Raw genomic sequence first — 23,059 nt, forward strand, 5'->3', positions numbered from 1 at the left:
CGTAAAAATCTGATTATCAGCGCAGGATCATTAATGTTCCCCGCAATAATTTCGAATCAGGTTTATATCGAATCGCATAGGCGTAAGCACCCGCCGGAACCGCTTCGCCTTTCATCGTGCCGTCAAATGGATGCGTATACCCATCTTTTGACCAGTAAATTACCTCGCCCCAGCGGTTAAAAACGGTTACTTCAACGTCCGGAAAGGCTTCGACGTTCTTTAATTCCCAGACATCGTTCTGTCCGTCGGCATTGGGCGTAAAAGCGCCCGGCACCCAGATTCGCTCATAAACCGTAATGACCAACGTCCCCTCGGCTTTGCAACCGGTAGCATTTTCAACGTTCAGGGTATAAACTATGTCGTCGCCAATGTTCTCGACTCGCGCGTTGGCTTCGGTCGCGTCGGCCAGATAGGTTGGTGGTGACCAGGCAAAACGCACCGGATCGCCGGTCAGTTGCGGACTGATAGTCAGCGAGGTACCGGGCGAAGTAATGATTTCTTCGGGAAACAAAACCGTGGGAATCGGCGCGACTACGGCGGTTTGCTGGGCCACGGCCGCCGGACATTCGGGCGCGAAATTAATGCTGTACGTCAACACGTGATTGCCAATTCCGGCCGCTTTTGAATCGTACTGATTTCCGGAAACACCCGGCCCGGCAAACGTCCCTCCCGCTGGTGTTCCCGTCAGCGAATAAACCGGTCCTTCCGTGCCACAAACCGACGGTATGGCTTCCATCGTGACCGTCACCGGAGGAATCTGTTCAACGGCAAATGGTTTTGAAACCGCCTTGCAGCCATTTTCCGCGGTGACTTCAACCACGTATGTACCAGCGGTTTGCACCGAAAAAATCGGATCACTGACCGTCGCCACCGGCTGACCGTCGCGTTGCCAGGCAAAACTGACCCCGCCCAGACCTTCGAGCGGAAGCGATGCTCCGGGACAAATGCGGGTTTGGGCGGACCGGATGTCGGCTTGAACCACCGGAGCCCGCGTGAGGGAAACGGTCGGTGTTGTATAGGTACACCCAAACTGGGTTTGCGTGAGTGTAACGCGGTATTGGCCCGGTTGGGTTATCGTTAATGTATTATCAGTTGCCGGAACGGTTACCGGTTTTTCATCCTTAAACCAATCGTATTTCATATTGACGCCCCCCGGAACGCTCAGCGTTACGGAGCCGTCGGTTGCGCATAATTGCCCGGCAGGATTGATCGACGAACTCAGATCGATCACGTTTACTCTCACATTCTGCGAACCGCTGGCTTTCCCGCACTGCGTTTTCAGCGAAACAAAAACGGAATAGGTTCCGGGTTCATTAACAGTCAGTTTAGTGCCGGTGGCATCTGCCAGGTTGATGCCATCACGTCGCCACTGGTAATTCCAGTCCGGATTCAGGGAGGTTTGAAGTTCCAGCGACTTACCTTTGCAAATCGTGAAGTCGGTGGCGGGGAGCTGGCCGGTTGCCCAAACCGGCGGATTGGGGGCGGTGACCGGTGGACAATCGATAACCAGAAACTGAAAATCCCGGCGAACTTCGCCAATTTTAATTCCATTCCGGTATTCCTCAACTTTCACAGCAAACACGAACAGCCCTAACTGACTGGGTGTCACGGACAACTGTCCGCTTCTGGAATCGACCTGCAGCGTCGGATTTCCGGGAATTGAACTGTTCGGGGCAAAACCGGGTAGCCACTGAATATCCGGATACGGCCCCGACGAAACTTCCGATGTGCGACTGTTTCCGCCGTTTTTATTCAATGGCGTAATCATCGAGTAACGCAACTCATCACCGTCGGGATCGACGCCCCCAAACGGAAATGTAAATGGCTCATTGATACAGAGATACTCGCCGTTGATGGAGTTGAAACGAGGGGACGAGTTGTTGTAATACTGCCCGTCTTTTACCAGTGCCGGGAATTCGAGGTAAAACGTAAAACCGGTTTGGAGCGGGTTCGTGATGTTATTGATTCCGGCGTTCCGGTTCTGGGTCTGAAACGACATGTAATACCCGGCCGCATCATTGTAATCCAACGGATTGAGCTGAATATCAGCCCCAAAGGTTGCCACAATCATCCGCTGGTTCTGGGAGGTAGCACAGGCTTCGTTCGTAAAAACCACCTTTTGCCGCTGATCGGTTTCCCGCACCGAAAAAACCATCATCCGCTGATTGTCCCGCCGACGGAAGATACCGATATCACCGCCCGTAGTTTGGGCCGCCCGGTTATTGTCTTCGAGGTAATTGGTAACGATTATCCGAAAATGCCCCGGCGTGTCGCCAATGGCCCGCATTTCGATCTGACCGCCCACCTGGTGAGTAGCCAGAACAGGCATGGCAAAGCCCAGCAGAAGTAGCCAGAGCAAAGCTCGGTGAGCAGCGAGAAACATGGATAGGTAGAGAGTTTGGCAATAGAAATCTGGTAATGACAGAAACAAAATGTACTTATAAAGTTACTCTTTTTTTAATACTGCAAACTAAAAATTAATTCAACAATGTCAGTGAATGAGCATAACCGTACCGCGCCGTTCGTCAAGTTTCCCGTTGATATAAGCAACTTTTATTTTATACGTATAAATACCGCTTTCGGAGGTCTCGCCCAGGTACTCGCCATTCCAGCCATACGCCGGGTCGGAAGCCGGAAAATTCTGTTTTCGGAAAATGACCTCGCTCCAACGGTTGTAGATCAGAAATTCTTTCACCTCTGTCACGCAGTCGGTCCCCAAAATCAGAAAGACGTCATTATTTCCGTCTTTGTTTGGTGTAAAAGCCGTTGGTGTGTGGATCGTGCAGTCGCCGATGGTCACTTCGACCGATGCGGTTTTCTGGCAATGAAACTCCAGATCCTCGACAATCAACGTGTAACGAGTTGTTTCAGAAGGTTTTGCGGTCGTGACCGCGCAGGTCGGACACGCTAATCCTTCAGACGGACTCCACTGGTATTTGTAATTCCCGGCCGAAGAAACCGTTGCGCGAAGCTGGGCGCTGGCGTTCGGCCGAATAATCGTATCCGAACTGACCAGAAATTCAATCGATTTGATGCTCAGGTTTGTCGTAACAATACTGTCGCACAGCGGTTTGGGCCGTTCAATCCGCGTTTCATACGATCCAGCGGTTTTATAAACCGTCGTGCCCACCGTGTAACTTTCTCCTTCGCAGATCGTGACCGTCTGCGAGCTGCGCGCCAACGGCCGGACGCTCAGAATGGTTTTCACCAGGCTATCGCACACATTTTCACCCCGCTTGATTCGGGTCAGGTAAGTACCAGCCTTGCGGTACGTCGAATCGGCAACGACATAGCCATCGCCCTCACAAATTGAAGCCGTCACGGGCACCGGTTCTTTCTGTGGCTCAAAACTGACGGTATGGTTCAGTTGGAATTCGCAGGTTTCGTTCAGGCTGGAAAAGGGTTTCACTTTCACCCAGTACTTCGCGCCCTGAACGGGATTGATCGCGATGGTCGGGGTCGTTTCGCCGGTACTCCAGACGTAGGTCGCAAAGCCTTCCGGCGCTTTCAAGACCATTTTCGGATCGATCAATGGGCAGTACAAAGCGGTCGTAATCTCGGCTTTCAGGCATTGGGCGTCGAAATATGCGTAACCTACGTGCCGCATTTCCGTACAACCGTGGGCAGTAACTTCCACCGTAATCGTCTGACCGACATAACTTTGTAGGTTAACCGCGCCCGTTGTCCAGTTCCGGTAGCGAATCGTCCCCTGGTTTTTAAAACCGTCGATGGTTCCGGCTGAGGTTACATTGTAGAAACTACACCCGATGGTTGAGCCATCCTGCGTGGTGATGCGGATCATAAATTCCGGTTGCTGCCAGACCTGATGGGCCGGGTTGTCGAGAATTACCGCAAATTTGTACTGAAAAAGGGTGTTATCGGGCGTGACGACAAACGAGCCTTTGATGCGATCGAAACGCCCGCCCCGGGTTACATTTCCGATCCGAATTGAATAGTTACTACCCGGTGCCACCATCGGAATAACCTCACTGGTGATAAGCGGATCGTTACCGCTACTCGTAATCAGATGGCCATTCTGAAAAGAACCCAGCACTTCGCTCTGGTATTCGACCTTCTGATTCACATCTGTCACCACGCCATTCGACAGAATCCAGCCTCGGGTGGTCCCTTCCTCAAAACCGATGTTGGCACAATCCAACTGCTGGCCGAATCCTTTTGTTACTCCAAACAACAGGGCCAGCATCAGCAACAAGCGGATTCGAAGTAGCAGTACATTCATGGGAGGTTGGATTTCCGGGTTTCGTCAGTACATACGCGGAAAATCCCGGATGCGTTGCACCCGTTACTACTTTATTGAATTCGGCTACTTATTCTATTTCATTTATTTTATTTGAGTTCTGGAGGGACGGCACATTTGTACCAAATACTACTATCGCAAATCCCGGTAGCCGATTAATTGAATTCCTTTGGCTTTGATCAATTCTTTGATTTTGGGGCTGGTCCAGGCGTCGGTCACACCCTGACGATCGACGGCAACCTGCTCGTAACCAATGTGGTGAATGGCACGCAGCTCCGGCGAATCCAATCCGGGATGATCAACAAACAAATAGGTTTTACCGGGTTCCAGGCTTTCGAGCATTTTGGAAAAACTCTCGATTTTTTCCGCCGATGTCGCATGCGGACCAATGTAACCCGCGCCCGTAACACCCAAATCCTGCATGTTCCGGTCCAGAATCAGGAGATTATATTCCTTTGCCAGTTTCTGAATCAGGGATTTCACCTCATCACCCATGCCGGTGCAGCCCATGTGCCCGGAAATGTGGCTGACGCGGGGAATCTTTTTCATCCCCATCTCGATCTGCGCCCTAAATTCCTTTTCGACGTCCTCAATTTTCCAGTCGTTTTCGACCAGCGCCCGTTTGGGGTAATTTTTGTTCGGGTATATCATCGGGTAAAAATAACCGTCGGCATCGCGCAGACTCGGACTGGCCGTCAGAGGCCGCCATTTCACGTTGTCCCATTCGCTGGTCAACGCCAGGTGAATGCCGACATCGATATTCGGAATGTCTTTCAGCATCTCAACCGCTTCCGGAAACCAGGGCGAGGGAACAATCACCTCAATCGACGATTCGATGCCTTCTTTGAAACACTTCACCAGTGCTTCATTGCCTGAATGGGAATATCCCATGTCATCCCCACGAACGATCAGCCGGGGCGGTTTGGATTGGGCAAAAACCGGGTGAAAACCAATCAGAAAATAACCCACTACTAGCGGAAAAAGCTTTTTCATAGAAACTTAAGCGGTTTTCTGAGGAGAAAATAGTTCAACGGCTTTCAAACTAACAATCTGAACAACCTGACTTTGAATGCAGTAAAGGTTGGTTCATGGTCATTTTACTTGCCTGGCCAGGTGAGTTTCTGCACGGCAGCCGATTACATATTCACTCCTTTCGCTGCCCTTCCGACTGGCAAATGTCGCCTGCCGAACACTCTTGCATCTTCTTAATAAAGTAATAAAGCAGATTCTAGAATTTATATAAACTTTAAATAATTATATTTTCAACAGCTAGAATTTGAAAACTCAATTAATTAATCAAATAATACCGATATTAAGAAGTTTAGATAAATAATTATTCGGCATAATATAATTATTTGCAATATAATTTTTTATTATTTTAATATTTTTAGAATATAATTTGGTATTGTATTATTTTATATTTTACATTACATTTTTAATTTTCCACGTAAACCACCCCTAATAAGGTCTAATATGAAACCTTCTTTTTAAATATTTAAAATTTTTTGTTCATTATTGACCATATTTTGAACTTAAAAATATTAATCTTAAAAACCCAATAAAACAATAATAGTCCAATTTCATCTCACTTCATTAATCTTTCATCTCTATGAAACGAATTTCTACTTCCTGCTTCCTGCTGATTGCTTTGCTCCTGAGCTTGGTCAGCTATGCACAGGAGTTGACGCTTAAGGGCCGGGTGTTGTCTAAAACCGACGGCGGAGGGCTTCCGGGAGCCAACGTGCTGATCAAAGGCACCGACCGCGGAAGTACAACTAACTCCAATGGGGAATTCACACTGAACACACCCGCCAATGCCACGCTCATTGTTTCGTTTATCGGTTTTAAGCCTACGGAAATAGCAGTTGGCAGTAAAACATCCCTGGATATTTCGCTGGAAGAAGATGCGGCTCTGCTCGGCGAAGTGGTTGTAACCGCCCTCGGGATAACCCGCGAAAAAAAAGCACTCGGGTATTCGGTGCAGGAAATCGGCGGCAAGCAAATGACCCAGGCCCGCTCAACCAACTTTGTCAACGCTTTATCGGGTAAAATTGCCGGGGTACAGGTGACCAACTCCAACGGCGCACCGGGGGCTTCATCGCGGATTCTGATTCGGGGAACCAGTTCGATCGGGAGCAATAACCAGCCGTTGTTCGTCGTCGACGGCGTTCCCATTGATAACGGCAACTACGGTTCAGGTACGGGCGTCGATTACGGAAATGGGGCCTCCTCACTGAACCCCGACGACATCGACAACGTCAGCGTTCTGAAAGGCCCCAGCGCGGCCGCCCTGTACGGTTCGCGCGGAGCCAACGGCGTTATTCTGGTTACCACTAAAAGCGGGAAAGGCACCCGGGGAATCGGGGTTTCGGTCAATTCCAACACGGCATTTGACACCCCTTTCCGTCAGCCTGAATGGCAGAACGAATACGGGCAGGGTAACAAAGGCCAGTTTTCGTTCGTCGACGGAACGGGAAAAGGCGTGAACGACGGCGTGGATGAAAGCTGGGGGCCCAAACTGGACGGTCGGCTGCTTCCGCAATTTGACTCTCCAATTGCCGCCGACGGCACCCGGACGCCAACACCCTGGATCGCGCATCCCGACAACGTCAACCAGTTCTTTCAGACCGGTCGGACGCTGACCAACAACGTTTCCATTACTGGTGGTAGCGACAAAGGCGATTTCCGTCTGTCGTTAACGGACTTGAACCAGACCGGTATTTTGCCCAATACGGATTACAAACGCAAAACCATTTCGCTGAATGCCGGCTGGAACCTTACCAAAAAACTGAGCATTCGGGCGACGGGGAACTACGTGAAAGACGGTAGCGACAACCGCACGAACTGGGGGCTTTATTTCATCTGGTTCGGTCGTCAGGTCGATATGGAAAAACTGAAAAACTACACGGCGCCCAATAGCATTTACCAGAACAACTGGAACAACAACTACTGGACCAACCCGTATTACGTACTAAACCTCAGCACGAAGTTCAACGAAAAGGACCGGTTATACGGCAACGTGGCCGCCACCTACAAATTCACGCCCTGGCTGACGCTGACCGGTCGGACCGGCACGGACGTATATACCGACCGTCGGAAAACCAAAAACGCGGCCCGAATCGACAACCTGAACGGCGCGAAGCAGTACGACAGCTACAACGAGGAGCAAATTTTCATCCGTGAATCGAACTCCGACTTCCTGTTGAATGCCGCCCATAAGTTCGGCGATTTCGATATTAGTGCCAACGTCGGGGGCAACCACCGTTTCAACTATTACCAGCGGAACTACATGGGTGCGACGGAGTTAGCCATTCCCCGCGTCTGGAACCTGGGGAACTCGCGTCAGGCCAAAGTGGCCGAAAACTCGTACACGCAGAAAGAGGTCAACAGTGCGTACGCGTCTGCCAGCATCGGTTTCCGCAACTACCTCTTTGTTGACCTGACCGCCCGGAACGACTGGTCGAGTTCGTTGCCGTCCAGCAACCGCTCCTATTTCTATCCTTCGGCTTCGGTGAGTGCGGTTTTGACGGATATGTTCAACGTCAGCTCACCGGTTTTGTCGTTCGCAAAAGTCCGCGCCGGAGTTGCCAAAGTGGGGAACGATACCGATCCGTATAACCTGATGCAGACGTACTCGTACCAAAATCCCTGGGGAAGTACGCCCTCGCTGGCCGAAAACAACACGATGCTGAACGCCAATCTAAAACCGGAAATCACCAATTCGTTCGAAGTGGGTGCGGAAGTAAAACTCTGGAATAACCGGGTTGGGCTGGATGTGACGTATTACGACAAAGAATCCTTCAACCAGATTCTGAGCGTCAACATCTCCCAGGCAACCGGTTTTAACTCCAAGTTACTGAATGCCGGTAAGTTGCAAAACAAAGGAATTGAAGTGCAGTTGAGCGCAACTCCTGTCAGATCCGGCGCATTTCAGTGGGACATCGGTTTGAACTGGGCCCGCAACCGCAACAAGGTAGTGGAACTGGCCGACGGTTTGACGACTTACACGCTGGGAACCGTGCGCGGGATGACGATCGAAGCCCGCGTGGGGCAACCCTACGGTACGTTCTTCGGTCAGGGGCTGCTGCGCGACCCGAATGGCAACGTGGTTTATGACAAATCCGGTTATCCGCAAATCAACCCGACCCGCCGGATTCTGGGCAACTTTACGCCAAAATGGATCGGCGGTTTGCAGAACACATTCACCTACAAGCGCCTGTCGTTGAGCACGTTGATCGACGTTAAATCAGGTGGCGACATCTTCTCGCAAAGTGTGAATATCGGGCGCTACACGGGCGTATTAAAGGAGACAACGGTTGGTCGCGAAGACGGCATCGTTGGTCAGGGCGTGGTCAATACCGGAACAGCCGAAAGCCCGGTTTACACCCCGAACACGGTGAAAATTTCGTCGGAAGAATGGCACAAAAAATACTACTCCCTGACAAACAACGAAGTTACGCTGTTCGATGCGAGCTACGTAAAACTGCGGGAAGTAAAGCTGACTTATATGTGGTCGGGGCAGGTGTTCAAGCGTCTGCCGTTCCGCGACATTGCGATTTCGGTCGTGGGTCGTAACCTGGCGCTGCTGCACAGCAATGTTCCCCACATCGATCCCGAAACGAGCTACTACAACGACGGAAACCTGCAGGGAATCGAAAACGGCCAGACGCCAACCACCCGCACGATGGGCTTCAACATTAGTTTCAATTTGTAAAAACCGTTGACGGTATACGGTTTTCAGTTTTCGGTTGGCGGGCGCATGCTTCTCTAACGTCAAACCGAAAACCGGATACCGTAAACTGAAAACCGAAAACTTTCATGAAAAACATACTTCATACGTTCCGAAATAAAACCGTATTGGCGGCTCTGATGCTGGGCGCAACCGCCTGTACGGGTGACTTTGACGAAGTGAACACCAACCCCAACGCGCCGACCGTTGCCACGGCGGACCTGTTCCTGCCCCATGGCATTCAGAGTGCGGTCGATGCCTATTGGGGCGGTTCGCTGGGCATGGACATTGGCGACCTGATTCCGCAGTACTGGGCCCGGATTCAGTACACCGATGTCGATCAGTACACCATCACCAGCGACATTTACGGCAACTCGTCCTGGCAGATTTTTTACATCGAATCGCTGGCCGATTACCAGCGGATTTACAAAATCGGGAAAGACTCGAATAATCCGAATTACCAGGCCGTTGCGGTTATTCTGCGCTCGTGGGTGTTTTCGTTGCTGACCGATATTTACGGTGATATTCCTTACAAAGAGGCCCTGATGGGCCTGGAAGGCACTTTGTCGCCGAAATACGATTCGCAGAAGGATGTGTATGCAGGACTGATTGCGGAGTTGAAAGCCGCCAACGACATGATTGTTTTGAACGACGCCAGCAAGTCCATTGCGGGAGACATTCTGCTGGGTAACGACCTGACCAAGTGGAAGAAGTTTGCTAACTCGCTCAGCCTGCGTATCCTGAACCGGATGCTGGGCAAAGCCGATGCCCCGATTGATGTCAAAGCCGAAATTGGCCGGATTCTGGGCGATCCGGTGAAATATCCGGTGATTACGTCGAATGCGGAGAATATTCAGCTGAACTACATCGATGCCACGAACAACAACAATCCGATCAACCAAAACCGCAAAACGCGCGATGATCACCGGGTGAGCGCAACGATTGTCAATAAACTGAAAGCCATGAACGACGCCCGTCTGGCGGTTTACGCCGACAAACCGTCCGCCGGTGGCGATTACCTCGGCGTTCCGAATGGGTTGTCGGCCGCCGATGCCAACGCGCTCGGATTAGCCAAAACCTCCAAAGTCGGTGCGTATTTCGTGGCGGCAACCGCTCCCGGTGTTATCCTGAGTTATTCCGAACTGCTGTTTATCAAAGCGGAATTTGCTTACAAAGGCATCACGGCCGCGGGCGACGTGGCCACCAATTACACCGCCGGGATCAACGCGTCATTTGCTCAGTACAAACTAACGGCGGATGCGGCCTATCTGGCGGCCAATGCGCTGAAAACCGGTACCGCCGGTTACACGCAGATCATGGAGCAGAAATGGATCGCCTTGTTCGGCCAGGGGCTGGAAGCCTGGACGGAATTCCGTCGCACCGGAATTCCGGCTTTGTCGCCGTCCGTGATCAACACCAACGGCGGGGTCATACCCACGCGGCTGCCCTATCCGGGAACGGAAGAATCGTTGAACTTCACAAATTTTAACGACGCGCTCACGAAACAGGGCGGCAAGAATGACATGAAAACCAAGTTGTGGTTTGCCAAATAAGATAACACAAAGGGTACATCGGCCGATGTACCCTTTTTCCTTTGTATTAAACCAATATTCCCCATGAAAAACTGGCTTTACCCTACCCTGCTGGCCTGTCTGGCCACCGGTTTTTTGCCGGCTTCGGCGAACGATGACGAAAAAGCCCTGCTGAAAAAAGCAAAGAAAATTCACGAAAAAGCGTTTACGGTCGACACCCACGCGGACACGCCGATGCTGTTGTCGCGCCCCGGTTTTGACGTAACGAAAGAGAACGATGCCCGCGCCACCAATAGCAAAGTGGATTATCCGCGGATGCGGAAAGGCGGTTTGGATGCGATTTTCTGGGCGGTTTATCTGGGTCAGGGTCCGCGTACGCCCGAAGGGCACGAAACGGCGAAAACCAAAGCGCTTGGCATTTTCGACGCCATTCACACAACGCTGAAGAATACGATTGCCGAAGCCGAACTGGCCACGACGCCCCAGGATGCGTTACGGATCGGGAAAACCGGGAAGCGTGTGATTTTTATTGGCGTAGAAAACGGCTATCCGATGGGCCACGACCTCTCCATGCTGAAAAAATTCTACGACCTCGGCGCTCGTTACATGACGCTCTGCCACTCGAGCAACAACGACATCTGCGACTCCTCGACCGATCCGAAGGGAGCTGAATACCAGGGATTGAGTCCACTAGGCGAACAGGTGGTGGCAGAAATGAACCGGCTGGGCATGATGATCGACGTTTCGCACGTTTCTGATTCCACGTTTTACGACGTTGTCCGGTTATCCAAAGTCCCCATCATCGCGTCACATTCGGGTGCCAAGGCCATCTGCGACCACCCGCGCAACCTGACCGACGACATGCTCAAAGCGCTGGCGAAAAACGGTGGCGTCGTTCAGTTGAACCTGCTGAGTGATTACGTTAAAACCATTCCGCCCAGCCCCGAGCGCGAAGCGGCCCAGAAAGCCATGTTGGAAAAGTGGGGCGTCAAAGACCGCCGGTCGATGATGGGCGCGATGAGCAAACTGTCGGAAGACGATCAGAAGAAACTCCGGGCCGATTTTATGGAGCTGAACAAAAAATACCCGGTTCAACTGGCGACGGTGAAAGACGCCGTTGACCACATCGACCACATTGTCAAGCTGATCGGCATCGACCACGTGGGCATGGGTGCCGATTTCGACGGCGGTGGCGCTCTGGCCGATTGTTTCGACGTCAGTCAGTACGAAAACTTCACGATTGAATTCGTCCGTCGCGGGTATTCCAAAAAAGACATTGAGAAAATCTGGAGTGGCAATTTTTTCCGGGTCATGAAAGCCGTAGAGAAAAGCACTCCAACCGAAATGATCGGAAAATAACCGCACTGGTTTTCACAGAGAAAGTGCTGCGTATTAACTTGTAAATCGGAAATGCCCCGCTGTTTTGTGGGGCATTTTTTATGGATAAAGGCATAAAAAAGTCCGTAAAATTGGTTAAGCTTGCCGGAATCGACCAAAACGCTTGAACGAGTTCAAAAACAACAAAAGCCATGATAAAGCCGGAAAAACCGGGTCGGCGGGAATTCGTCGAAACGATCACGAAAGCGACCATCCTGTTAAGCGTACCGGGCGTCAGTTCGGCCGAGCGGTTTTGGCCTGCTGCCCAACCCGTTACGGTGGGTCAGGTGATGGAACTGATTTTGAAAACCATTCCGAATGCACCGTTTCCGAAAACCGTCGATACGCTCAAATCCGGAAGTCCGGATCAGAAAGTGACCGGCATCATTTCCACGATGTTTGCCACGATGGACGTGATCGAAAAAGCCATTCAGCAAAAGGCCAATTTCATCATCGTTCACGAACCAACATTCTATAATCACCTGGACGAAACCGACTGGCTGGCGAAGGATGACGTTTTCAGGAAAAAACACGACTTGTTGGAGAAAAATGGCATTGCCGTCTGGCGGTTCCACGATTACTGGCATTCGCACCGCCCCGACGGCATCCGCATGGGCGTTGTAACCGCTCTGGGTTGGGAAAAATACATGGATGCGAATAATCCTCGGCTGATCACGCTCCCCGCTCCCCAGGCGTTGAAACAGATCATTACTCACGCGAAGACCAGCCTGGGCATTGCAACGATGCGGGTGGTGGGTGACCTGAACCAATCCTGCCAGCGGATTTCGCTGATGCCGGGTGCCTCGGGCGGCCGCAGCCACATTCTGGCGATGGGCCAGGACAAACCGGATTTACTCCTGTGCGGGGAAATCAGCGAATGGGAAACCGCCGAATACGTCCGCGATGCCCGTCAGCAGGGTCAGAAGCTATCACTTGGCGTTTTGGGCCACATCATGAGCGAAGCGCCGGGCATGCAGTGGCTGGTGCCCTGGCTGCAGCCGAAACTGCCTGAGGTAAAAATCAGCTACATCGACTCCAAAACTCCGTTTACGTACGTTTAAAAACCGCTATTTAGTCAGATAAAACTATCGTCGAAGTCCGCGACAACCGTCAGGTCGTCCACATCGAACCATTCTTCCGAATCATCGTCGAGCCGACAGAGCGCCAGACTGTCTTCTTCGTCCATGCTCGAAATGGTCATGGGATGACCGTTATTCACAGTGGGGTCGTTGTGTTTTACAGAATCGCCGTAGTGCATGGTTTTAAAGATTAAACGCTAAGAATATTTTTAAACCGATTTATTTTGGTGGGTGGGATGAAAATAACTCATAAAACTCTGCCTTGAGTAAGCATTGTAAAATTAAGTTGTTTTTTAGAAGAAATGGAGCGTGCTAATTCGCCGAGCTCGTAAAAGTAACTGTCTGCGGATTAGCTAATTTATTTTCTAAAACCGCTCATCACATTCTCCTCTCCTTCCATTTGCTTGCCACCAAACATTTCTCCTATTTTACTCCCAAATAGTACTACTATTAGTTCTACTGTCCGAGTGCGCGCCATCTCTCTGTTTCATTCATAAATCCCCAGAGCGGTTTTACGTTCGGCAGATTACCGGTTCAGGTCTCAACGTCTTCGTAATCGTAACTAAACCGTAACATTCCGTAAACGCCAGTCAACATCCCGTTTCCGTACTTTGCGCGGCCCAAAAAGAAGAGCCCGGCTTTCGAGAGGTTACTTTTCGGGTGATCTGCGTCTAAATTTCTATTTACCGTACCTAATCAATCAAACCAATTTCCATGCACATGATGAATCCAATTTTACGTAAACCATTACTCCCAGCGGGCTGGGCCGTTCTGGCGTTGCTCTGCACGGGCCTACCCGCCCAGGCCGGAACGCTGCCGGGAAAAACCGGCCCGGCCACCCGAACCGCTGCGGCTCAGGTAACCGTCACCGGCCGCATCACGGACGAAAAAAACCAGCCGCTTCCGGGTGCAACCGTGATCGCAAAAGGAACAACCGGCGGAACCGCCACGAATTCATCCGGCGAGTATTCCATCACGGTTGCGGGTCCGCAATCGGTTCTGATTTTTTCTTACGTCGGCTACCTCTCGCAGGAAGTAACCGTGGGCAGCAAGCCGGTGATTAACATTCAACTCGCTCCGGATTTGAAACAACTGACGGAAGTGGTCGTAACGGGCTACGGGACGCTTTCAAAACGGGAAGTGACCAGTTCAATTGCCTCCATTAAACCCGAGGAATTCAACCGGGGCGTGGTGGTTTCGCCCGCTCAACTGCTGCAGGGCAAAGTTGCCGGATTGAACATTACCCGCTCCGGCGACCCCAACGGAACGCCTTCCGTTACACTTCGCGGCCCTTCCACGCTGCGCGAAGGGTCGGCCCAACAACCGTTTTACGTCATCGACGGGGTGCCAGATGCGTCTATCGACCTGATTCCGCCGGATGATATCGTGTCCATCGACGTCCTGCGCGATGCCTCAGCAACCGCCATTTACGGCGCACGCGCGGCCAACGGCGTTATTATCGTGACGACCAAACGGGCCAAATCCGGTCAGTCACAACTCACCTACAGCGGCTACACCGCCCTTGAACAGGTTTCCAACCGCATCGACGTGCTGACCGGTGACGAAATCCGGGCCTATCTGAAAGCCAACGGCAAAACACTGGCTCCGGCGGATGAAGACAACGTCAACACCGACTGGCAGAAGGAGGTAATGCGGAGCCCGATTTCGCACAGCCACACGATTTCGTTTCAGGGCGGTAACAACAACACGCTGTACGGCGCCAGCGTCAATTACCTCGACAATCCCGGGGTGCTGAAAGGTTCGTCGCGCGAACGGACCATCATTCGCGCCAACGTGCAGCACTCGGCGTTCAACAATCGGCTGCGGCTCGATCTTTCGGTCGGCAATACGTTCAATACGGCTAAAACCATTCCGTATGGCGTGTACGAAAACATGGTACGGTACCTGCCGACGGTGAACGTTCGGAATGCAGACGGCACTTTCAAGGAGAACTTTGGTCGGGGCAACTCCAACCCGGTTTCGCTAATTGAGAGCATTACCGAAAACCGCAAGACCAAAACGTTCATGGCGAACGGAAAAATCCAGGCCGAAATCCTGCCGAATCTGTTCTACAATGCCAACCTTGCCATTCAGGACGAGCAGATTAATTACAATTACTACGCCAATCGCTACGCGCAGGGGGCCCTCACTACCGGCGGTATTGCGATTCGGTCGTCGTATGCGAACACCAAGAAAATCATTGAGTCTTACTTCAATTACGACAAGCAATTTGGCAATCATGACCTCAAAGTGCTGGCGGGATATTCCTGGCAGCAGGACCGTCAGGGAGACGGTTTTCAGACATCGACCCGCGGTTTTGTTTCGGATGCGCTGTTATACAACAACTTAGGATTGAGCAGTCCGCCGACCGGTTTTGTTCCTGATTTTGGTACAACGGTTATTAAAACCCTGCGATTGATTTCGTATTACGGCCGGATCAATTACCAGTACAATGACAAATACCAGATTCAGGCTTCGGTTCGTCGCGACGGCTCGTCGGCGTTCGGGAAAAACAACCAATGGGGGTTATTTCCGACGGTTTCGGCAGGCTGGCAGATCAGCAAAGAACCTTTCATGGCGAACGTGACGGCCTTCAGTGATTTGAAACTGCGCGTCGGCTACGGGGTAACCGGAAACTCGCTGGGCTTCGATCCGTTTGTTTCCATCCTGCGGTACGGTTCAACCGGGCGGTTTTATTACAACGGCAGCTACATCAACGGCGTGGGCCCAACCCAGAACGAAAACCCGGATTTGAAATGGGAAAAAACCGCCATGCTGAACGTCGGGCTTGACTTCGGAATCCTGAAAGGCCGCGTAACCGGTTCGCTCGAATACTACGACAAACTGACTTCCGACTTGATCTGGACCTATCCGGTTTCGACCACGCAGTACTTCGTGAGCACCCTGACGGCCAATGCCGGTAAAATGAGTAACAAAGGCGTGGAGTTGACCCTATCGACCACCCCAATCAAAACCGGTCGGTTTACCTGGCGCAGCAACCTCAACCTGGCTCATAACGTCAACAAAATCACGACTTTATCGAATGACAAATTCACGCTGAATTTCATCCGGACGGCCTTTGTCGGCGGTCGCGGACAATCGGGTAATTCGTCGCAGATCGTGAAGGAAGGGCTGGCGATTGGAACGTTCAATTTGTGGCAATATGCGGGCAAAAACGAAAAAGGTATTTCGCAATTCAAAAAAGCCGACGGCACGCTGACAACCTCGCCCACTTCTGACGATTTTGTGATTGGCGGCAATGCGCAGCCGAAGCTGATTTACGGCTGGAACAACAGTTTCACCGTCGGGAATTTCGACCTGAACGTATTTGTGCGGGGCGTTACGGGGAACAAAATCCTTAACGCATCGCTGGCCCAACTGAACGGTCCGAGTGACGCCAACTCCTACAACCAGGCGCGGATTGTGCTGGATGAGCCGTTTGCGGATATCAACTCATACCTGGTGTCGAGCCGCTATCTGGAAAATGGTTCGTATCTCCGGCTGGATAACGCAACGCTGGGCTACACCATTAAAACCGGTGCTCCGGCCATTCGCAACCTGCGCGTTTACGTGACCGCCAGCAACCTCTTCGTGATCACAAAATATCGCGGTATCGATCCGGAAATGAACCTGGGCGGCATCACGCCGGGAATCGACAACAACAACTTTTATCCCAAAACCCGCTCATTTGTGCTGGGAGCTAACATCACATTCTAAATCGGTATTCGGTTGACGGTTTACCGTTTAAGGTTCATGTCACGGAAATTTCTATCCAGCCTCAACTCACCGTAACGACGGCCCGGCGAAAACAGAAAACCGAATATCGTTAACACAAAAACTACGATGAAAAATAGAAAATCAAAACTTGCTTTGCTGGCCCTGTCGCTCGGATTTGTCGGGAGTGGGTGCAGCGATCTCAATGTCAAAATCGAGTCGGAACTAACCGCGTCGAACTTCCCGAAAACCGCCGAGGAATTTGTGGCAGCCAGCGGTCCGATTTACACCCAACTGGCTTATAATCAGGCCGGAGTAAGTTACGCCGTTGAATACTGGCGGATGCAGACACTCTCGACCGATGAAGCCATTATTCCGGCGCGGGATGGTAACTTCGACGACGGCGGGCAATATCGGCAACTGCATCAGCACAACTGGACGATCGACCACACGAACGTCATCAGCGTCTGGCAATGGGGTTACAGCGGCATCAATACCGCTAACCGGATTATCAAACTGTTTGAAGCTTCGGCCGATTCGCCCGCCCGCACCACGGCGCTGGCCGAATTGCGGACCATGCGCGCGCTCTTTCATTTTTACATGATGGACCTGTACGGCAACGTTCCGATCGTAACGGTTTTCGGCGATCCCAAACTGCCCGGAACGTCAAAACGGGCTGATGTTTACGCATTTATCGAGAAAGAGTTGAAAGAATCGATTCCGAATCTGAACGCAACCGTCGGCGCTTTGACCTACGGTCGGGTGAACAAATGGATGGCGAATGCCTTGCTGGCGAAGTTGTATCTGAATGCGGAAGTCTATTCCGGAACACCGAAAAATGCCGAAACCGTAGTTACCTGTGACGCCATTCTGACCGGTGCGGGCTCCCTGTATGCGCTGGATGACAACTACCAGAGCATCTTCGCGGGGGATAACGGACCGCAAATCAAGGACATCATTTTCGCAGTACCGTACGACGGCAACGTGGTTCCCGGCAATCACTTTACGCGGTTTGCCACGCACCCGGAACTGGTGAACAAGTATAGCATTCCGTTCCGCCCGAGTATTGCGATGAGCACGATTAAGGAGTTTTACGCCAAATTTAACCTCAAAGGCGACGTGCGGAACGACACCTGGCTGGTGGGGAAACAATTCAATTTCGATGGTACGCCGATTTTGGTCAACACAACGAAAAAAGGTCTCGATGCGACCTACGCCGGCACCGACGGAACCGCAGCCATCAAGTGGCAACTCGAATTTTCACCGGATCTTACGTTGGTTATTCCCGCCAAACTGGATGTGGGGAATGATGATTTAGCCAAAGCGAAAGGCATTCGGTCGGTTAAGTTTTATCCCGATAAGAATTCTAACGCCAGCACCCGGTATCAGGGCAACGACTTCCCGGTTTTCCGGCTGGCCGATATTTACCTGATGAAAGCCGAAGCCATTCTGCGGGGTGCCACAGCGACAACCGTCGCGGGCGAATTACAAACGCCGGTAGTTTTGGTCAATAAACTGCGGAAACGGGCTAAAACGGATCAGGTGACCACGCTGACGCTGGATGAATTGCTCGACGAACGCGCCCGTGAGCTGTCGTGGGAAGGCTGGCGCCGGAACGATCTCATCCGCTTCGGCAAATTCGAAGACGCCTGGGGTTTCAAAGACAACAAGGAGGTTTTCCGCCGGTTATTTCCCATTCCCGCCAGCGAACGAGCCCTAAATCCGGGCCTGACGCAAAATCCGGGGTATTAGGGTTTTGACGATTGACCATTGACGATTGACCATTGGCAATCGTCGATGGTCAATCGTCAATGGTCATTAATCGCTTTTTCCTGCAAATACTGAATCAGCGGCTGAAAACCGTCGGGCAGGGTAAGATCGTCAAAAGTTAGATTGACTTTTTTGCGGCCTTCCCGAAGCTCCAGGCGATACTGGTAACCGTCGCGCAGGCTGGCGTTCTTCTCGCGGGATCGGTAGTCATCGGGATTCTCGAGAAGCTTCCGGGCCAGTGTCTGCAAGTCGGCGGGCAGGTCCTCTACTTCGATTTCCGTTTCCGACACCTGAAAAAATAAGCCGCCTTCGCGGGCATAACTCAACTTCATAGATTCTGAGGCCGAAGCGGTTTTTTCTACAAACCTACTGATTCAAACGATTGTTTGGTAACCGTTTCCGTCGTTGCCGGCACATTACCAGCGGTCGTCAGCTTTTTCGCGATCTTCAACAGGGCGGTTTTAAAGCTTTTAAAATTGGTGGTCGGCTTCAGCGTTTTCAGCGTTTCGAACCAGAGCAAAGCCGCTTTATCGGTTCCGATGGCCGTGGCCACCAGGAAAAACACCTTGTTCGGAATCCCACTGTTAATGTGAACACCGCCATTATCGGCCGCTCCTTTGTACAGTTTGGACATGTGATCAGGTTGCGGGTCCTGCCCCATCAAGGCATTATTGTAAGCCGTTCCGGGCGCTTTCATCGACCGCAAAGCCTGGCCCTGCAGCGTGGGTCCCATAATTTCATCACCAATCAGCCAATCGGCCGTAGCCGCTGTTTGCTTTTTCGCGTGCTGTTTGATAACCGATCCGAAAACATCGGCGTAATGCTCGTTCAGCGCGCCGGATTGGCCTTTGTAAGTGAGATTGGCGGTGTATTGCACCACGCCGTGCGTCAGTTCGTGGGCCGTAACATCGAGCGCATTGGCTAAATTGGTAAACACCTGACCGTCGCCATCGCCAAAGGTCATTTCGTCGCCATCCCAGAACGCGTTGGCGTACTCTTTTCCGAAATGCACGTTCAGAATCAGATCCGCCCCGCGGTTGTCCACCGAAAAATAATTCAGAGCGGTTTTGTAATAGTCACGCACCGCAGCAGCATTTTCGTAAACAGTATTGACCACCGCGTCCGGTGCGGCCGGTCCGCCTTCTTTCCTAACCAGCAAAAGGCGCTGGTGCTGGGTGGTTTTGCTGTCGTAAACAAAACGATCGGCATTTTTGATGGGTGGTGTCACCAGAAACGCTTCACTGCGCAGGAGCGCGTTTTTCTCGTCGCGACGTTCCCGGAATTCGCGGTTGATGGTTTTCTGCGAGGGAATCTCAACACCTGCTTCCTTAAGTTTGTCGACCACAAACGGTGGGATGATGTGGCAATTGCACGGGCAATGGTTTCTCATGATGCCATAAAAGTTTAGAGGGTGAGGGTGTATTGCCGCCGAAGTTCAGCTTCAACAAATTTCATCATAAACAACTGAAAATCAACGAGTATTTACCCCCGATTGCTGACCGTATTTTCCCGGTTTTTGTGAGTTGTATCGCGGAGTTGAGCGGAGTAAAATAGAGTTACGTGGAGGAGAAAAATAACTCTGCTTACCTCTTTTTGCCTCCGCTCAACTCCGCGACACAACCCATTTTCACGGATTAGACACCGGTCTCAATCCCAGGTCCCAGTCGTCCGTCCGGAAGGGAATAACCGGCAGGCCTTCCTTACTGAACAGATTCGGAACCGGCGCGTCGCGAAACCCAAACCGAACCGCTACCGGGTTTTTGACTGAATCGGACCAGACTTCCAGCGTGTTGCCTTTGATCCGGGCCTGCGCTTTGGAAAACACCCGGTCAGATTCGGCAATTTCCAACTCGGCAATGTCGGAACCTTTCAGCACCAGACCGTTGGGTGCATTATCGAACGTAAGCCGGATTTTGTTTCCTTCCACCTGCATTGAGCGGTATTGCGGACTTTTGTAAATGCCGACATTCTGGCCGTAGGTTTCCGCCAGTGCCCAGCCCGCCAGCCGGTTTCCGACTTCTTTTTTGTACGCCGGGTGAATGTCTTTCAGATTGTCCACCAGGTCGGTCGTCACAATCATCCCGGATTTTGGGATGTCCATCGCTTTCGTCTGGCTTTCGCGGGTGGCCGCCGTCTGGTATTTATCGCCGTAGGTGTACGGCGCAATCTGGACGTAGTAAAATGGAAAGTCCTTCTGCCAAACCCCACGCCAGGAATCAACCAGGGCATGCGTTAGCTTATAATAGGCCGGGGCATCGTGCCGGTTGGCTTCGCCCTGGTACCAAATCACTCCGGCAATCGGAAACGACGTGATCGGCGCGACCATTCCGTTGTACAACACGCCCGGTTTATTGGGCGCCCAGGGCGCTTTCGGCATCGTCTGGGCCGACCGCCGGGTTTCGGGATACAGCATCGCAATGGTTTCCGGCACCCACGAATCCATGAACGAACCGCCCCACGACATGTCGATCAACCCGATGGGAATGTTCAGCGTATTTTGCAACCGTTTGCCAAAAAAATACCCCACGGCACTAAAGTATTTCAGCGAAAGCGAATCGCAAACCGCCCAGTTTCCCCGCACATCGACCTGAGGGGCTTCCGTGGCCCGTTTCGGAATTTTGAAAAACCGGATATTCGGGTTGTAAGCCGTCGGCAATTCGGCGCGGGCATCTTTGGCGCTATTCCCGCTCATTTCCATGTTCGACTGGCCCGAACACAGCCAGACCTCACCGATCAGAATATTCTTGAGTTCCACTTTGTTGCGCCCCACAATGGTGATCGCATACGGCCCGCCCGCTTTCGGTGTGCGCAGGCTCACTTTCCAGATGGCGTTGTCGTTGCAGGTCACACTGACGGGTTCGCTCGTCCAGCCCGCCGTTACTGTGACTTTCTCCGTCGGATCAGCCCAGCCCCAGATCGTAATTTCGGTCTGTTGCTGCAGCACCATGTTTGAATTCAGAATGGACGGCAGGGAAACGTTGGCCCAGGCCGACGCGGATGCCAGCAGAAAGAAGAGCAGCTTTTTCATGAAAATCGATTTAGGAAAACAAATGTGCTCAAAAACCGCCTATTTCTCAACAATCGCGTCCAGCAACGGAGGAACCGGAACCACGCCCGCCCGGTGTTTTTCAAACTCCTTTTTCAAATCTTCCAGAATGTCGGGGTGCTTGCTACCAATTTCATACCGCTCGCCGGGATCGACTTCGAGGTTGTACAGCAGAGCCGGATCGTGCGGAGTCGGGGCTTCGGGCGAATACGACGGATGCGTCGTAAAATGGGCTTTCCACGGCCCTTTCCGAATGGCATACAACCGATCCGAATCGTAATAATAGACCAGCTCCGTTCCTTTGTCCGTTTTGCCCGCCAGCAAATCCGCGATGTTTTGCCCGTCCAGTGTCCGGTCCTTCGGCAACTCAACTTTCGCCAGATTCAATATCGTCGGAAAAAGATCCATCGACGTCGCCACCGCTGACGAAACGGTGTTGGCTTTCACCAAACCGGGTCCCCAGAAAATGGCCGGAACGCGCATTCCGCCTTCGTACGTGGAACCTTTCGCTTCGAACAGTGGTCCGGCGGAGCCACCGTTTTCTTCCAGCCGGTTTTTAATCAGCCAGGGCCCGTTGTCGCTCAAAAAGACGACCACGGTATTTTTATCCAGCTTCAGGTCTTTCAGTTTTTTAAGAATCTGGCCCACGCTCCAGTCCAGTTCCTCGACCACATCGCCGTACAAACCGCGTTTGCTTTTGCCCAAAAAACCGTCCGAAGCATACAGCGGAACGTGCGGAAAAGGACTTGCGTAATACATAAAGAACGGTTTTCCCTTGTTGGTCGAAATAAATTTCAGGACCTCATCCGTGTAGCGTTTGGTCAATAACCGCTGGTCCGGTTCGGTTTCAATGATCTTGTTGTCGCGGTACAAGGGCAAAGGCGGATTTGAATTTGGCGGAGCAGGTGCCGATGCGGTATTGCCAAACGAACCAACTTTACCCATGTCGTTTGAATAGGGTAAACCGAAATACGAATCAAAACCGTAGTTCAATGGCAGGTATTGCGGCTGCGAACCCAGGTGCCACTTCCCCACCAAACCCGTTTGATAACCTTTGGTTTTCAATGCTTTGGCAATCGTCACTTCGCTGGGAGGCAGTCCGTTGGCCGAGTTGGTGAAGAAAACCACCCGTTTGCCAAAGATGCCGTTGCGAACCGGCAAACGTCCGGTCAGCAAGGCCGCCCGGCTGGGTGTGCAGACGTTAGCGGCCACGTAAAATTGCGTAAACCGGGTTCCTTCGTGGGCCATTTGATCGAGATGGGGCGTCCGGATGGTCGGATGGCCGTAACAACCCAGATCACCATACCCCAGATCGTCCGCCAGAATGACGATAAAATTGGGTTGTTTGGCCGGTTGTGCAGCCACAAAATAGAAAGTCGATAGTACCAGTAGGGAAAATAGAAAAGCGGTTTTGTGAATTTGGGTCATACTCGTGCGATTTTTATCCAGAACGCAAATAAACGGTATTATTGGTGATTAGTCGATTCGAAAACGCATCTAATTTTGCCTGCATTCCAAAAAACATTTACATTAGCACAACCCTAAAATCGACCT

At 51.8% G+C, this 23,059-nt stretch carries 14 protein-coding genes; 6 read left to right on the plus strand and 8 right to left on the minus strand.

Annotated features, from left to right (window positions below; genetic code table 11):
* Positions 1 to 16: 16 nt before the first annotated feature.
* From GJJ30_RS15915 to GJJ30_RS15925, 3 genes are all read right to left on the minus strand, one after another.
* Positions 17 to 2,383 carry a T9SS type B sorting domain-containing protein gene (locus GJJ30_RS15915; protein WP_154176152.1) on the minus strand — a complete coding sequence of 789 codons (2,367 nt, stop codon included), beginning with the start codon at positions 2,381 to 2,383 and terminating at the stop codon, positions 17 to 19.
* A 108-nt stretch (positions 2,384 to 2,491) separates the two neighbouring features.
* Positions 2,492 to 4,240, minus strand: coding sequence for a T9SS type B sorting domain-containing protein (locus tag GJJ30_RS15920; RefSeq protein ID WP_154176153.1), 1,749 nt, complete (start codon positions 4,238 to 4,240; stop codon positions 2,492 to 2,494).
* Between the two features lie 150 nt (positions 4,241 to 4,390).
* Positions 4,391 to 5,251, minus strand: coding sequence for a polysaccharide deacetylase family protein (locus tag GJJ30_RS15925; protein WP_154176154.1), 861 nt, complete (start codon positions 5,249 to 5,251; stop codon positions 4,391 to 4,393).
* A gap of 616 nt (positions 5,252 to 5,867) precedes the next feature.
* On the opposite strand from GJJ30_RS15925, the gene GJJ30_RS15930 reads away from it, so the two are divergent.
* The 4 genes from GJJ30_RS15930 to GJJ30_RS15945 all read left to right on the plus strand — a co-directional run bounded on the left by GJJ30_RS15930 (position 5,868) and on the right by GJJ30_RS15945 (position 12,957).
* Positions 5,868 to 8,972: a SusC/RagA family TonB-linked outer membrane protein gene (locus tag GJJ30_RS15930; RefSeq protein ID WP_154176155.1), complete on the plus strand. Its 3,105-nt coding sequence runs from the start codon at positions 5,868 to 5,870 to the stop codon at positions 8,970 to 8,972.
* A gap of 104 nt (positions 8,973 to 9,076) precedes the next feature.
* Positions 9,077 to 10,540: a SusD/RagB family nutrient-binding outer membrane lipoprotein gene (locus GJJ30_RS15935; protein ID WP_154176156.1), complete on the plus strand. Its 1,464-nt coding sequence runs from the start codon at positions 9,077 to 9,079 to the stop codon at positions 10,538 to 10,540.
* Between the two features lie 63 nt (positions 10,541 to 10,603).
* Positions 10,604 to 11,878, plus strand: a complete 1,275-nt coding sequence (locus GJJ30_RS15940; RefSeq protein ID WP_154176157.1) for a dipeptidase — start codon at positions 10,604 to 10,606, stop codon at positions 11,876 to 11,878.
* Between the two features lie 170 nt (positions 11,879 to 12,048).
* On the plus strand, positions 12,049 to 12,957 hold the full coding sequence (locus GJJ30_RS15945; RefSeq protein ID WP_154176158.1) for a Nif3-like dinuclear metal center hexameric protein: 909 nt from the start codon (positions 12,049 to 12,051) through the stop codon (positions 12,955 to 12,957).
* 14 nt (positions 12,958 to 12,971) lie between these two features.
* Here GJJ30_RS15945 and GJJ30_RS15950 read toward each other — a convergent pair whose 3' ends face one another.
* Positions 12,972 to 13,154: a hypothetical protein gene (locus tag GJJ30_RS15950; RefSeq protein ID WP_154176159.1), complete on the minus strand. Its 183-nt coding sequence runs from the start codon at positions 13,152 to 13,154 to the stop codon at positions 12,972 to 12,974.
* Positions 13,155 to 13,695: 541 nt separating this feature from the next.
* On the opposite strand from GJJ30_RS15950, the gene GJJ30_RS15955 reads away from it, so the two are divergent.
* Entirely contained in the window at positions 13,696 to 16,692 is a 2,997-nt protein-coding gene (locus GJJ30_RS15955; RefSeq protein WP_170299204.1) for a SusC/RagA family TonB-linked outer membrane protein, read from the plus strand.
* Positions 16,693 to 16,818: 126 nt separating this feature from the next.
* Positions 16,819 to 18,441: a RagB/SusD family nutrient uptake outer membrane protein gene (locus tag GJJ30_RS15960; protein WP_154176161.1), complete on the plus strand. Its 1,623-nt coding sequence runs from the start codon at positions 16,819 to 16,821 to the stop codon at positions 18,439 to 18,441.
* A 56-nt stretch (positions 18,442 to 18,497) separates the two neighbouring features.
* Here GJJ30_RS15960 and GJJ30_RS15965 read toward each other — a convergent pair whose 3' ends face one another.
* The 4 genes from GJJ30_RS15965 to GJJ30_RS15980 form a co-directional block, all read right to left on the minus strand.
* Positions 18,498 to 18,791, minus strand: a complete 294-nt coding sequence (locus GJJ30_RS15965; RefSeq protein WP_154176162.1) for a protealysin inhibitor emfourin — start codon at positions 18,789 to 18,791, stop codon at positions 18,498 to 18,500.
* Between the two features lie 26 nt (positions 18,792 to 18,817).
* Positions 18,818 to 19,849, minus strand: a complete 1,032-nt coding sequence (locus GJJ30_RS15970) for a M4 family metallopeptidase (RefSeq protein WP_154176163.1) — start codon at positions 19,847 to 19,849, stop codon at positions 18,818 to 18,820.
* A gap of 237 nt (positions 19,850 to 20,086) precedes the next feature.
* Positions 20,087 to 21,487 (minus strand): sialate O-acetylesterase, encoded by a 1,401-nt coding sequence (locus GJJ30_RS15975; protein WP_154176164.1) that lies wholly within the window; start codon positions 21,485 to 21,487, stop codon positions 20,087 to 20,089.
* Between the two features lie 39 nt (positions 21,488 to 21,526).
* Positions 21,527 to 22,933, minus strand: coding sequence for a sulfatase family protein (locus GJJ30_RS15980; protein ID WP_154176165.1), 1,407 nt, complete (start codon positions 22,931 to 22,933; stop codon positions 21,527 to 21,529).
* Positions 22,934 to 23,059 lie beyond the last annotated feature (126 nt).

The organism is Larkinella terrae (genome assembly GCF_009668025.1).
Classification (GTDB): Bacteria; Bacteroidota; Bacteroidia; order Cytophagales; family Spirosomataceae; genus Larkinella; species Larkinella terrae.